The organism is Pedobacter steynii (assembly GCF_900103665.1).
Taxonomy (GTDB): Bacteria; Bacteroidota; Bacteroidia; order Sphingobacteriales; family Sphingobacteriaceae; genus Pedobacter; species Pedobacter steynii.
The window spans coordinates 699,595-713,788 of sequence record NZ_FNGY01000003.1 but is presented as its reverse complement, the minus strand read 5'-3'; the positions used below and the strand labels follow the sequence as shown (position 1 = coordinate 713,788).

The window sequence follows — 14,194 nt, the reverse complement described above, 5'->3', positions numbered from 1 at the left end:
TTAAAATTTAGGGAAACTGATTTTAAAGCTGGTTCCTGCTCCCTTTTTTGACGTTACACTGAGATTTCCTTTAAAAAGACTGATGATTTTATGGGCCATATATAGGCCCATTCCGTTACCCTGGTGTCTGCTTTCAGTCGCCGCGCTGTAAAAGGGCTTAAAAATATCTTCCTGTTTATCTTTAGAAATTCCCGGCCCCTGATCGGTAATGGAAACATGAATAAACTCGGCTTGTATATCCAGGGAGCAATGAACATCCTGATCATCAGAAAATTTAAAGGCATTGGAGATGATGTTGTTCAATGCAATGGTCAATAGGGTAGGGTTGGCCTGTATGAGGAGCGCTGCAGGATCCTCCGGCATATTCAGGATGTCTACGATGAGCTTACCTTTTGGCCTCTGGTTCCATTCCTCAGCGAGGATCCAGAGTGTTTCATCTATTCTGATGTCCTGCAACTGAGGGGCACCAAATTCAAGGTCTGCCTGAGCGAGGCTAACCAGGCCGGTGATGATCTTGTCCATCTTTTCCGCATCTTCCATCACCGAAGCCAATGCTTTTTGATAATCCGTAATTTGTCGTTCCTGTGATAAGGCGATTTCTGCGCCGATCATCATTCTGGTAATCGGGGTCCTGAGTTCATGCGAAGCATTGGCCACAAAGGTTTTTTGCAATACAAAAGCTTGTTCGAGATGTTCCATCAGGTTATTGAAATTCTGTGCAAGCAGGTTGATTTCATCTTTATTCTTCCCTTCCTGAACCCTGAAATGAAGATTGCTGGATTTGATCTGTTTCACCTCTTTAATGAAAAGATCCAGCGGTTTCAATATTTTCTTGGCAATCCACCTTCCGGAGAGTAGCAGTCCGATAAAGATGACGACAAATATCATCACCATGATTTTTTGCAGTTTGTCTATCCGGGAATAAGTACTTTGGTCGATGGCAGAAGCAAGAATCACAAAATCCCCCTGATTGTCTTTATAGAAGATTCCCACCACCTGTCTCTTTCCATCAAGAAACTGCATTTTTTTCTGCCTTCTGACTTTATTAATGGTCTCGTTGCTCCAGTACTGCTGATCGTCCCCAATGAATGTAGCGCTGTTTTTTGCGTTATAAATACGGATCACTTCTCCGTTTAAAGTTTCCAGGTATTGATTTCTGACGGTATTGAGGGAGTCCGCGGAGATCTCATCCGCTTCCAGGTACAGTTTTGCAGTCACCATGGTCCGGTCTGTTAAACGGTCAAAGAAATCGGCCTCCAGAAATTTGATGAAGGTGAAATATACCGCACATAAGACACCAAGCAGGGTTAAAGTGCTGATCAGGGTGAAGTATAAGGAAAGGCGGTTTTTAAGTTTCATCAATTGAATTTGGCTAAAGCATTATTTCAAAATATAGCCCATCCCAATTTTGGTATGGATCAGTTTTCTGGAAAAACCCTTTTCGATTTTGTTTCTGAGAAAGTTAACATATACGTCGATTACATTGGTGCCGGTATCAAAGCTGATGTCCCAGGCATTCTCCGCAATGTATTGCCGGGAGAGCAGGCGGTTTGGGTTACGGAGGAACAATTCCAGCAAGGTATGTTCTTTGGCTGTCAGTTCGATGAGGATTCCTGCCCTTTTTACTTCCTTGCTATAGGTATTCAGGCTGATGTCGTCAAAGCTGAGCAGGTGATCGGTTTTGTCTTTTCCGGTTGCTACATGTTGCCTGCGCAATAAAGCTTCAATTCTGGCCAGCAGTTCTTTGAAATGAAAGGGTTTAACGAGGTAGTCGTCGGCTCCGGAATTCAGACCGGTTACTTTATCGTCGATAGAACCCAATGCGGTAAGCATAAGGATCGGTAAATCTTTATTCCCGCTGCGGAGCGATTTACAAACGGCAATCCCGTTCATACCAGGCATCATCACGTCCAGGATGACCAGGTTGAAATCTGTTTCTTTGAAAGTTTGAAGGGCCTCTTCTCCATTGGAGACAATGGTGACGAGGTATCCTTGTTCTTCCAGTCCGGTTTTAACAAGCCCGGCTATTTTAAGGTCGTCTTCTGCTAACCCAATTTTAAACATAGCTGAAAATGGTTATTGTTGAAGCCGTAAAGGTAATTTAAAAGTTGTTCTCCTTATCTGTCAGGTTATCAATTACTTTGTTAATATAATCTTAATCTTTCTTTCGTATAAAAAAGTGTACCTTTGCAAAAATTGTTTCCCTGGAGCATCTGTGGCGCTTAAAATTATGCTGCTTTTCAAAGACAATAATTGCCATTAAACACATTTATGAAGAAGATTGTTGACTACAGAAAACTATTGGGTGTACAAAAGGATACCGAATTAAAAGAATTGAAGACCATTTACAGGAATTTGATGAAAGATTGGCATCCTGATAAATTCCAGGATAGTGAAGAGGCCAAAGTGGAGGCAGAAGTTAAAAGTAAGGAAATCATTGAAGCTTATCACTTTTTGGTAAGTATTGCTCCTGAAACTTTAGAGCTTTCTATTGAGGAGTATACTCAAACTACTGCCACTTGCGGAATTGCGGATTATTCCTGGGCTGGCTTAGTCCTGACCGTTCACTTCCTTGATGGCAGCGCTTATGAATATTTCGGTGTTCCTAAAGCAATCTATGTGAAGCTGGTAAATGCAGATTCTCCAGGTAGATTTGCACGTCGTCATATCTTTACTTCATTCCCATACAGAAATATAGCTAAGTTACAAACTGCATAGACACAGTTTTTAGTTACCTTATATATTTAATTTCCTCAAAAGGGGCTGCAGGCTTTTTGCTTTGCAGCCTTTTTTTTATGCCTTGGTCAATTCAAATCAATTTTAAGGTAAACCCTGCAAATATTAAATCAGCAACGTAACAGGCAATTGGTTTACCCGGCTTTGTTGAAAATCATTCAAAAGCCTTTAGGTAAAAATCCAGAGGCTTTTTTTGAGGGTTAACGTGTGAAGAGCGAAAATATGGTAAACATAAGTCCGCTGATTAACATCAGAAAAAACAAGAATGATTTAAGTTCCTTTGCTTTACGGCCATCTTTTAATACGAGCCGGCTAAAAGGTTCGGATAATAGGATTGCGAGGGCAAACAAAAAGGCAAAGGCTAAAGCCATTTGTGCGCCAATCCCAATGGGGATACGATTATTGGTATTTCCAAAATAACCCAACAGATCGCCTAGAAATAACAAATTCCAAATAAGACCAAAAATAACCACCGCTGACCATTTCAGTGGAAAGCTTCCGCTTGATTGATATTTGATTATTCTGGCCTCAACTTCTGCAGGTAGGGTATCGGAGTTACTCAAAAATCCGGTATCGTTTATTCGCTTTATCAAATCGCGGCTGCCGGAAGTTAAAAAGATGACCTTTTCGCTATATCCACCGACCCGGTGATTAATTTTTATGCCAGTTCCGGAGAATAAGGTGAATGGTTCGATAGAGATCACATCTGAAGGCCTGAAATAAACGTTGCCTAGGATTGATGCATTTAGTTGCAACTCATTTTTATTAACTAACAATTTAGCAAATGGCCATGTGGCCCGGCCAAAACCAATGTTTGCGCCACCGGTTTCTTCGATTTCATACATTATTGCTTATTCATGGGGTTTACCACTAAAATTATTTAAAAGCAATGGAATAACAAAATTACCGGAAGAAATTTCTTTTCCTAACCTTGTTTTGCTATTTTGTTTTTTTACGATCTAACAAGTATTTAAAATGAATGATATCGTCATCAGAAAGCATGAGGTCACAGATCGTGACCGCATTATTGAACTGCTAAAACTGAACATACCCGAATATTTTTCTCCAAATGAAGAAGCTGATCTGATCGTATATTTAGACCATCATGCCGACAATTACTATGTGGTTGAGCTGAACGGTGTAATTTTCGGCTGCGGTGGTTTCAACTTGTCGGAAGATGGAGAAACCGGAAAGTTATCCTGGGATTTCTTTCATCCTGAAAGTCAGGGGAAAGGTCTTGGATCTGCATTAACAAAGTTCAGGATTCAAAAAATAAAAGAAATAGAAGGAGTAAAGACGGTTTCTGTACGAACCTCTCAGCTGGCTTATCAATTCTATGCGAAATTTGGTCTGGAGCTTAGAGAAGTAGTTAAAGATTATTGGGATGAAGGTTTCGACCTGTACAGGTTGGACCGTGATGTAAACTTAGTTTAAAGAAAAAAATGAAGATAGCTGTTCTGATGGCAACTGCCCTGATTGCCCTTATTCCTTTTCATAAAACAATGGCACAAACCGAGAAAAAACAAACGACAGCGAGGTTAAACCACATTGCCGTATACGTTACCGATCTGGAGAAATCCACCGCATTTTACAAAGACGTTTTTGAGTTTATTCAGATTCCTGAACCTTTTCATGATGGCCGGCATACCTGGTTTAGTTTAGGTCCGGCAGGGCAGCTTCATTTGATTCAGGGGGCTAAGGGCAAAGGAAATTTCGATAAAAACGAGCACCTGTGTTTCAGTGTGAGCTCCGTAGAAACTTTTATTGAAAAGATTAAGGCCAAAGAGATCGCTTATGAAAACTGGGCCGGAGCAGCTCAGACTGTGACTTTAAGGGTCGATGGAATCAAACAGATCTATTTCCAGGATCCCGACGGGCATTGGCTGGAAGTGAATGACGACCATAACTAAGCGATCTTCCACCTTTTGTGCGACCATAACCAGTAAGCCGGATGTTCTTTGATCGTTTCCTGAAGCTTATCGGCAAAGGACCTGGTGATCTGATGATCCCGGGTTTCCCTGGCAGCATCTGTAATCAGAGAAAAGTTTACTTCCCAACAGCTGTTGGGCTTTCTTTTCATATCAATGTAAACAACAACAGCATCAGTAGCAATGGAAAGTTTTTCTGCACCATTGAACATATTGGTCGACTGATGAAGGAAGTCAAATTTGGTGTCTTCATTGATCCCCGGAAACTGGTCTGCAATAAAAATAGACATTTGTGGTTGACCTTTCTGTTTCAGTAGGTATCTTAATGCTTGATTTGCCGGGATCAGGCGCATTCCAAAGCGCGTTCTGATGTGCTGAATAAGTTTACCCATTATCGGATTGCTGAGGGGCTTATAAATGGCATTAACGTTAAATGGCAGGTAGGATGGAAGGATATTCAGGTACTCCCAATTCCCATAATGTCCAAGAACAGCAATAATACTCCTGTTTTGCTGATAATATTCAAGCACCATTTCTACATTGGAAAGCGTTACCTTTTTCCGAAGTTCATTCCTGCTGATGGAGAATAATTTCGTGGTTTCAACTACCATAGCGGATAGATGCCGGTAAAAATCTTTAGAAATCTGCTGAATTTCCGTGTATGACTTTGTAGGCAAGGCCCGGGAGAGATTTTGTAAAACGACACTATAGCGATACCTGAAGACCCGGTAAGACAGGAAATAAAGCATTTTTCCAATAGTACCGTTGGCAACCTGAAGCGGGAGTAATCCAAGCAAATAAACCGGAAAGCAAACGGAGAGAAATGAGCAATCGTGCAGGAATTTTTTTAGCGGATTATTCTTCGCAGGGTTCATGGATAATTTTTAATAAATAAGCAATTAAAACAATCACTAACACCATTGCAATGAGCAAGATGCTGAGGATCCAAAAATATGGATTTGCGGTGAGTATTGTCATGATTTTTAATCGTATCATTAGATTTTTTAATTTAAAACATCTTTATTCTTCGGTGAAAATGAATCAGGACGAAATTAATCCATACTTTCAGGTTATAGAAAAGAAATTGACCAGTTGTGGAAATGTATCCACGAACGGGTAGTTTGAAAGGATTTAGTCAGAATCATTTTTCATAATATGGGGCTGGTCTTTGTCTGTAAGACAACAATATTTGCCTTTACCCCTACGACGTAAGAAAATAAATTGCTGATCCTCCCATTTCACGGCAGAGTTATATGAGGAGTATTTCACAAAAATACGGACGTACTTATCACTACTTATAGTGTGGTGGAAAATAAATTTTTATAAACTGCGGCCATGTATTATCTATGGTAATGCTTTGTATCTTTGAGCTAATCTATCTTTATTAAAGAGATAGGAACGCAATATGTCTCACATTTAAACTAAAATCTTATTGGTATGAAAATAATTGCTTTTATAAGCCTGATCATCGGTGCCGGTACCAGTGTATATGGTCAGTCCAATGATTATCCGGTTACAGGTAATCCAACGATATATGACTATTCGCCAATGATTGTATTAAAGAGAAATACAAATATTGGAGGATTCACACAAGGAATCCAGACGGTACTACAGAATGGAACTAACAATTGGTTTTTCGGCGCTTTACATGAGAATAAATGGATTGTGGGCAGAGGAGATTATCAAGATGCGAAGCTTGTTGTTACTTATACCGGAAATGTTGGAATTGGAACTTCCGACCCAACTGAGAAATTATCCGTTAATGGTAAAATTCGCGCTCATGAAATTAAGGTCGAAGTTGTCAACTGGCCGGATTATGTATTTGCTAAATCTTATAAACTCCACAACCTGCAGGAGACTGAAAAGCACATTAAAGAAAAAGGTCATTTGCCAGGAATTCCATCAGCTTTGGAAGTTAAAGAAAATGGGATTGACCTGGGAGATATGAACGCAAAATTGCTACAGAAAATTGAAGAGTTAACCTTGCACCTGATTAAAATGGAAAAGGAAAATAAACAACAACGGGATGATATCAATTTTCTGAAATCAAAACTGAAATAAGATGAGAAAATTAATATTAGTGAGTTTAATAGGGATTGCGCTTTATGCACAACCTTTAAGTGCATTAACGAATAATCATCATGTCGTAAAGGATGGAATGAAAACTGTGGGTCAGGCAGCTCGGATAGAAAATGAAGATTACGTAGGACAGGTGATATTTCATGCCGGTTATGCCATTGGGGATTACATTGAATTTGTTGGGTCTTCCCCGATTAATGCGGGAAGTTCAGGTAATTACGAAATCTCTATTTCTTATACAAGAGGTAACATTGCGACTGCTGCCACCTATTGGGCAAGTGTTGCGCATGCTGGACAGACACTGTGGAGAGAGGTTGGAAGGGTTAATAGCAACGGCTATCACAATGCTGGTTCTTTAGGGCATAATTTTACGGTGGATTGCAATACTGAATCTGGAAATCCACGATTTAGGATAAGAGCAATAAATACGCTCGGTATAATTGCGGATGACATAGGTATTAACATCAGGATCAGGTCAATTAATTTTAATGGCGGGTGGAGGGCTTTGAATCAGGTTGGGAATGATTTAACTGTCAGTAAATTTCTGCCCATGACGAATGATTGGAGTTTATATGTGGGAAATACTTCCAATGTAAATGGGGCTACCGTAGCGATAAAAGTAGTCGAGAATGGGAATGTTGGCATTGGAACAGATAAACCCAACTCAAAACTGGCTGTAAACGGAAATATTCGTGCTCATGAAATTAAGGTTGAAACCGCAAACTGGCCAGACTATGTTTTTGCTAAATCTTATCTGCTTCCGAGTCTGGACGAAACTGAAAGCTATATAAAAGAAAAGGGACATCTTCCTGGTATTCCATCTGCAGTAGAGGTGGCTAAAGAGGGGATTGATTTGGGAGAGATGAATGGAAAGTTACTGAAGAAGATCGAAGAATTGACCCTGCATTTAATAAATGAGCGGAAAGCTAATGCTGAAAATCAAAAAAGATGGAGTGAAGGACTTAAAAAAATGGAGAAAAGAGTTAAAAAACTGGAGAAATACAATCGCTATAAATAAAACCGCAGCATTGGGAAGTGTTGCTGGTACGGAGCAGAACAAAATAATTTTACTACTTTTGTCAGGAAAAAAAACAACTCTATAAAGACCTTGTCATGTAATACAATTAAAATAAACTAGGAATCTACCTCCCCATTTTATGGCGGAGGTGTCGGTCTTGTCTTTTATTTTAATTTTATATCATGAGTATTTCACAAAAATACGGTCGCACTTATCACTACCCTTTTTCTCCGGGAACCAGCAGTGACGACAGAATACAGCATCACTATTGGGAGCAATTAGAAAAGATCCCTGCTTTGATACATACAGAAAAACTGGATGGAGAGAACAATTGTTTGTCCAGAAATGGTGTATTTGCCCGTTCCCATGCAGCGCCTACCACCTCTCCCTGGACAGAAAGTCTCAGAAGGTTCTGGCAGTTGATCAGGAATGACCTGGGCGATCTGGAGATCTTTCTGGAGAACCTGTATGCCGTCCATTCCATAGAATACCGGTCGCTGGAGCATCATTTTTATGTTTTCGGTATCAGGCAGCAGGACCAATGGCTGAGCTGGGAAGAAACCAGATTTTACGCGGCAATGCTGGATTTACCTACAGTTCCGGTGATCGGGATGTTTCAACCCTCAATGGATCCGTCTTCGTTTGAAAAGCAAGTGATACAACTCGCATCTGGCAGAGGGCAGTTGGAGCCTTTTGATGCCTATAACGGAGAACTGGTAACGATGGAGGGAATCGTAACGCGGAATTTAGAAGGCTATCCGGTAGCCGGATTCGCCGATAATGTTTTTAAATATGTAAGAAAAGGGCATGTGAAAACGGACCAGCACTGGACCCGGAACTGGAGACGTGCCCGTCTGAATAATGAAGGAGGTACCCATGTGGACCATTAGTAAAGATAAATCCTGGTTAAACCTGGAAAAAGAGTTTGATTGGGTAAAACGTATGGAGGAAGTGCCTCAGGATAAAATTTACCATGCCGAAGGCAATGTTGCCATACATACGCAAATGGTATTGGCAGCTTTGGAAAATGAACCCGGATTTCAAAAGCTGGGTGCTCAGGAAAAGGAAATCCTATGGGCATCCGCATTACTGCATGATGTAGAGAAATACAGTACCACCGTACTGGAAGAGGATGGAAGCATCAGCTCAAAGGGACATGCTAAAAAAGGGGCGATGAAGGCCAGGCAATTTCTTTACAGGGACCTGCCAGCGCCTTTTTACATCCGGGAACAAATTGTGGCATTGGTGAGGCATCATGGCCTTCCGATCTGGCTTTTTGAAAAACCGGACCCCCTGAAAGCATTGATCATGGCAAGCATGGATCTGAATACGGAATGGCTGGCCTTATTGGCCAGAGCAGATATGTTAGGCCGGATTTGTGAGGATCAGGAGGCGATGTTATATCGGATAGACTGCTTTGAAGAGTTCTGCAGGGAGCAGGGGTGTTGGGGACAGGCACGTTCCTTTGTATCGGAAGATGCAAGAATGTATTATCTGCAAAAAGAAAATGCTTATGTCGACTATGTTCCCTTTGATACCCCCCTAATGGAGATGGTGCTGATGAGCGGACTTCCGGGAGCGGGGAAGGATACTTTTATTAAAAAGAATTTTCCGGAAATGGAAGTCATCTCTTTGGATGATATTCGTAGGGAATGGGGAATAAAGCCGACTGATAAATCCGGAAACGGACGCGTGATACAGGAAGCTAAAGAAAGGGCAAGGGTCTTGCTGCGCAAGAAAATAAGTTTTGTCTGGAACGCAACCAATACCACGAGTCAGATGAGGATGCAATTGATTGAGCTCTTCAGTACTTACAAAGCAAAGGTCCGTGTGGTCTATATAGAAAGTCCTTATGCCGATTTATGCCGCCAAAACAGAGGGCGTGAAGCAATTGTGCCGGATCAGGTACTGGAAAAACTGATCAATAAGCTGGAGGTTCCCGCATTGTGGGAGGGGCATACGGTATCTTATTTTACGTAGAACTTTATGGGTTGAAGGAATTTGTTCCTTCAACCTTTTTTATGTTTTATTTTCTTTAAGCTGGTTGATAAAGCCCCTCGGTGTTTCTCCATATTGTTTTCTAAACTCCCTGCTGAAATATTTAGGATCATTAAATCCAACCAGATAAGAGATTTCTGATATGGTATATGCGTTTTGTTCCAAAAGCTGGGCCGCCTTTTTTAAGCGGATAGACTTGATGAAATCATTTACCGACAGGTCTGTAATCGCCCTGATCTTCTTGTATAAAACAGGTTGACTCATGCCTACCTCCGTAGCCAGATCGGGCACAGCAAAACTTTGGTCTGACATGTTTTCCTCGATATATTTTAATACCCTGGTCATAAAGGCCTGATCCATTGATCCGATCACCACATTTTGAGGTTGTAAGGTGACCTGTTGCCCATACTTCTCTCGCATGGCAGATCTGGAGTTCAAAAGGTTTTTTATATTGAGTTCCAGCAATTCCGTACTGAAAGGTTTGGTAACATAAGCATCTGCACCTGTTTCCAATCCGCTTACCTGATGGATGTGGGTAGATCTTGCCGTCAATAAGATCACTGGAATATGACTGGTCCGTTCATCTCCTTTTAACCGCCTGCAGAGTTCTAATCCATCCATTACCGGCATCATGATGTCGCAGATGATCAGGTCAGGAAGGAGTTCAATTGCAGTTTCCCAACCTTTTAATCCATCTTCACTTTCTTTGACCTGATAGCTTTTGCTTAGTAGTCCGGAAATCAACTGTCTGATTTCCGGATTGTCTTCTACTACTAAAATGGTTTCATGGAACTTTGTATTTTTGATTTCTTCTGCCAATGGCGGATCATAGGTGATCAGGGCAGGAACCTGACTTTCCGAGCTGAGGTCGTAGCCGATGGTTTCCATCAGCTCTGCCGGTTTAAAATGAGTTTTCCCTTTTCGTAGTGTTACTGTGAAACAAGTATCTCCGGTTTTTTCTGCTATTGCAGGCTGGCTTTCTATGCCAATCGTTCCACGATGAGATGCTACAATACTTTTGGAAAGGGCAAGGCCAATCCCTGAGCCAATATGACTTGATCCATGTTCATCTACCTGAAAAAAGTCGCTGAATAATTTATTCTGACTTTCATAAGGGATGCCTTTTCCATTGTCTCTTACTTTCAGCACCACAGAATCAGCGCCTTCCAGAATAGAAAGGCTGATCTGACCCTTATCATCACTGAACTTAAAGGCGTTGCTCAATAAATTAAACAATACTTTCTCGAGTTGCCCCTTATCAAAATAGAGCGGAATTGATTCTTGTGTACATTCAAAAGTATACTTAATGTTTCGGCTGATGGCAATATGGTTGAAAGCAAGAAATATCTCCTTGCCGAAACTCACGATATTTTCCCTGCTGACCGTCAATTTTAAATGTCCGGCTTCCGCCTTTCTGAAGTCCATTAATTCAGTGATCAGTCTCATTAAGCGGTCTGCATTATTTTTGATAGGGATGACCTGACGGTAGATTTCCGTATTGTTCTGTGTACTTCTCAATAGGTTCTCTAATGGTCCCAGGATGAGTGTTAAAGGTGTGCGGATCTCATGAGAGATATTGGTAAAGAAGCTCAGCTTCATCTGTTGCAGGTCTACTGATCGTTTTAATAAAGCACGGATCACAATGTAACGAATCGTTAGAAAAAGGATAACTGAAAAAACGAACAGGTATAAACAATATGCCCACCAACTAGCCCATAGTGGGGGAGTAATGCGGATATTGATCGTTGCCATGCCGGCACCGGAAATGCCATCGTTATTGATGCCTTTTACCATGAAAATATAATTCCCCGAAGGGAGGTTGGAATAGGTTGCACTAGGATCAGTCGTATGATTCCATTCTTTTTCGTAGCCCTTCAGTCGGTAAGCATACCTGTTTTTGTCCGATTTAATATAGTTTAACAGGGCAAAGCCAAGTGTAAAATGATTCTGATCATGTGCAAAGGTGATATTTTTAGAGCGGCTGATGTCTTCATCTAAGAGCTGATCGGGTCCATCTACTACAACCGAAAGATTAAAGAGCTTTAGTCCGGTAAAAACAATAGGACTGTGGTAGCTGTTGATCTCTATCTGTTTTGCAAAAAAGGAAGTCAAACCATTATAGCCGCCAAAGAAAAGTTCTCCTTTACTATCTTTAAAATAAGACCTCACGTTGAAGTCATTGCCGGCAAGTCCATCACTTTTGGTATAGGTTCTAAAACTTCCTGTTTCCGGATTTAACTTTGATAAGCCATTATCGGTACTGATCCATAGGCTATGCTCCTCATCTTCAATAATGCCAAGTACATTGTTATTGCATAAACCTTCTCTTTCAGTATAGGTGCTGAAATGATTCGTTTTTGGATCATAGATACTTAATCCACCAAAGTAAGTTCCTATACAAAGCTTTCCTCCTGCAGTTTGAACAATACAATTGATATAATCGGACTGAAGCTTAGTCCGGTCATTCTTATCCTTTAAAAAGACCTGAAATTGTCTGGTCATTAAATTATAACTATGTAGTCCCCCTTGAGTACCAATCCAGAGGTTATGCTCCCGATCTTCAAACAGCACCTGTATGTGTTTATTAAAAAGTTTTTTCTCCAGGGGGCTCTTTTCGGTGTAGGCCCTGCCTTCCCCGGTTTTTCTTTTCAGAAGATTGAGACCCGAATAAGAGCCAATCCAGATGTTACGCTCCGTGTCCTCGCAAATGGCAATGATCTCGGCAGTACTGATGGTATGATTGGTATCCTTTACATTAAGAACCGAATGGAATGTCTTATCTATTGGATTAAAGAGGTTTAGTCCGCCGTGGTGAGTTCCAATGATCAGATTTCCGTTCCTGTCTTTACAAATAGTCTTGATCAGATTGGAAGTCAGTCCTTGCTTACTATCCGGATTGATCTTATAATCTGAATAGGTATTGTTGCTTCGGTTGTAATAGTTTAATCCACCACCTTCTGTTCCTATCCATAAATTATGATGTTTGTCTTCCACAATAGAACTCACGATATTACTGCTGATACTTGGCCGTACTTTACTGTTTTTATAGGTTCGGAACTGGGTAGGGAAGGGATGTACAATATTAACACCTCCGTAAAAGGTCCCTATCCAGATGCTGTTGTTGCGATCTTGAAAAATGCTGTGTATAGAGTTGTGCGTAATGCTTTCTTTTACGTCAGGATTATGCTGGTAATTGACGAATTTTTTACTTGCCGGATCGAAAATGCTCAAGCCTTCCTGAGTGCCTATCCATAACATCCCCCGTTGGTCGGGCATGATTTCGCGGATGTCATTATGGACAAGTGAATTGCTGTTGGCACTGTGTCGATAAACTGAAAAGGAGGCATCAGTATAGTTGAACAGATTTAATCCATTGTCTGTTCCAATCCAGATGTTTTGCTGTGCATCCATAGTAAGGCTGGTAATGTAGTTGGAACTCAGGCTTTCTTTTTTTTGCTGGTCATGTCTGTAAATCTGGTATTGCCCGTTTTTAAGCTCCATCCGGATCAAACCATCACTGGAAGCGAACCACATCTGGTCATTCAGGTCTCTTAATGTAGCATAAATATTGTTGATTCCCGGTTTTGAAGTCTTGTCTTTGAATAGGAAGGTCTTGAATTCATTGGTTTTACGGTTACTAAGTAAATTGACACCGTGTAAGGTTGCTATCCATACATTTCCTTTTTTATCCTGATAGATGTGTTCTATGGCGTTGCTGCTGATTCCATTTTTGCGTTTCTGGTCGACGGTAATGCGAACGAATGCGTCATTTTTTGAATCGTACCTGTTTAAGCCCTTGACCGTTCCTACCCATAAGACCCCTTCGTTGTCGGTTAGAATAGCCGTGATTTCATCGCTGGAAATACTTTTTGGATCGTTGGGGTTGTTTTTATACACTTTAAACTGATACCCATCATACCTGTTTAGTCCATGCTTGGTACCAAACCATATAAATTGCTGATGATCCTGGCTGATGGCCATGACAGAGTTTTGAGAAAGTCCATCCTCCAGCGTCAGGTTACTGAAACGGATGTTTCTCTGAGCAAAGAGACTTATCTGTAATAGCATAAGAAAGGAAAGCAATGACAGACCAAAGCTCCTTTTAATAAATTTCATACTTGTTCCCTCCCTATGGGCTGTTAATATTGGTTTTGCTAAGTTATGAATATCCGATTAATCATCGTTAATCCCTGCTTTTTTCGATTTTTCTACCCTTTCTTTTAGAATATTCATCTTTTTAAAATAAATAATCCTCCAGCTTTGGGACGGACAAAGAGCAAAATGCTGAGGGTGGTAGCCCATCTCCGGAAGCCTCATGTCCTGAACCTAATCAATCAACTAACCAAACCACAAAACCATGCACCAAATTCATTTTTCCGGGCAGTCCCGGGTAGCAAAGCAGCCCCCTCGCTGAGGTCCTGATCAGTACGATACG

General features: G+C 41.0%; 12 protein-coding genes. 7 read left to right on the top strand and 5 right to left on the bottom strand.

Annotated features, from left to right (window positions below; translation table 11 throughout):
* Together BLQ87_RS11190 and BLQ87_RS11185 are read right to left on the bottom strand one after the other, a co-directional pair.
* Positions 1-1,359: a sensor histidine kinase gene (locus BLQ87_RS11190; protein WP_074606473.1), complete on the bottom strand. Its 1,359-nt coding sequence runs from the start codon at positions 1,357-1,359 to the stop codon at positions 1-3.
* A 21-nt stretch (positions 1,360-1,380) separates the two neighbouring features.
* Complete coding sequence (locus BLQ87_RS11185; RefSeq protein ID WP_074606471.1) at positions 1,381-2,064, bottom strand: response regulator transcription factor; 684 nt, start codon at positions 2,062-2,064, stop codon at positions 1,381-1,383.
* A gap of 207 nt (positions 2,065-2,271) precedes the next feature.
* Between BLQ87_RS11185 and BLQ87_RS11180 the strand changes: the two genes are divergently transcribed.
* Entirely contained in the window at positions 2,272-2,718 is a 447-nt protein-coding gene (locus tag BLQ87_RS11180) for a KTSC domain-containing protein (protein WP_073233468.1), read from the top strand.
* Between the two features lie 218 nt (positions 2,719-2,936).
* On the opposite strand, the gene BLQ87_RS11175 is transcribed toward BLQ87_RS11180, so the two are convergent.
* Positions 2,937-3,581, bottom strand: coding sequence for a hypothetical protein (locus tag BLQ87_RS11175; RefSeq protein ID WP_074606469.1), 645 nt, complete (start codon positions 3,579-3,581; stop codon positions 2,937-2,939).
* A gap of 130 nt (positions 3,582-3,711) precedes the next feature.
* Here BLQ87_RS11175 and BLQ87_RS11170 point away from each other — a divergent pair, with 130 nt between their 5' ends.
* Complete coding sequence (locus BLQ87_RS11170) at positions 3,712-4,170, top strand: GNAT family N-acetyltransferase (RefSeq protein ID WP_074606467.1); 459 nt, start codon at positions 3,712-3,714, stop codon at positions 4,168-4,170.
* 8 nt (positions 4,171-4,178) lie between these two features.
* Entirely contained in the window at positions 4,179-4,646 is a 468-nt protein-coding gene (locus BLQ87_RS11165; RefSeq protein ID WP_074606465.1) for a VOC family protein, read from the top strand.
* Here the strand turns inward: BLQ87_RS11165 and BLQ87_RS11160 are convergent.
* Complete coding sequence (locus BLQ87_RS11160) at positions 4,643-5,539, bottom strand: lysophospholipid acyltransferase family protein (RefSeq protein WP_083361806.1); 897 nt, start codon at positions 5,537-5,539, stop codon at positions 4,643-4,645. The genes BLQ87_RS11165 and BLQ87_RS11160 overlap by 4 nt on opposite strands.
* Positions 5,540-6,101: 562 nt before the next feature.
* On the opposite strand from BLQ87_RS11160, the gene BLQ87_RS11150 reads away from it, so the two are divergent.
* The 4 genes from BLQ87_RS11150 (at position 6,102) to BLQ87_RS11135 (ending at position 9,741) form a co-directional block, all read left to right on the top strand.
* Entirely contained in the window at positions 6,102-6,725 is a 624-nt protein-coding gene (locus tag BLQ87_RS11150; protein WP_074606461.1) for a hypothetical protein, read from the top strand.
* A gap of 1 nt (position 6,726) precedes the next feature.
* Entirely contained in the window at positions 6,727-7,761 is a 1,035-nt protein-coding gene (locus BLQ87_RS11145; protein ID WP_074606459.1) for a hypothetical protein, read from the top strand.
* A gap of 182 nt (positions 7,762-7,943) precedes the next feature.
* The gene (locus BLQ87_RS11140) at positions 7,944-8,651 is read left to right on the top strand and encodes an RNA ligase family protein (RefSeq protein WP_074606457.1); all 708 of its coding nucleotides are present in this window, start codon (positions 7,944-7,946) and stop codon (positions 8,649-8,651) included.
* On the top strand, positions 8,623-9,741 hold the full coding sequence (locus BLQ87_RS11135) for an AAA family ATPase (protein WP_245723841.1): 1,119 nt from the start codon (positions 8,623-8,625) through the stop codon (positions 9,739-9,741). The genes BLQ87_RS11140 and BLQ87_RS11135 overlap by 29 nt, the downstream gene beginning before the upstream one ends.
* 39 nt (positions 9,742-9,780) lie before the next feature.
* Here the strand turns inward: BLQ87_RS11135 and BLQ87_RS11130 are convergent, their stop codons facing one another.
* Positions 9,781-13,827, bottom strand: a complete 4,047-nt coding sequence (locus BLQ87_RS11130; protein WP_172664748.1) for a hybrid sensor histidine kinase/response regulator transcription factor — start codon at positions 13,825-13,827, stop codon at positions 9,781-9,783.
* Positions 13,828-14,194 lie beyond the last annotated feature (367 nt).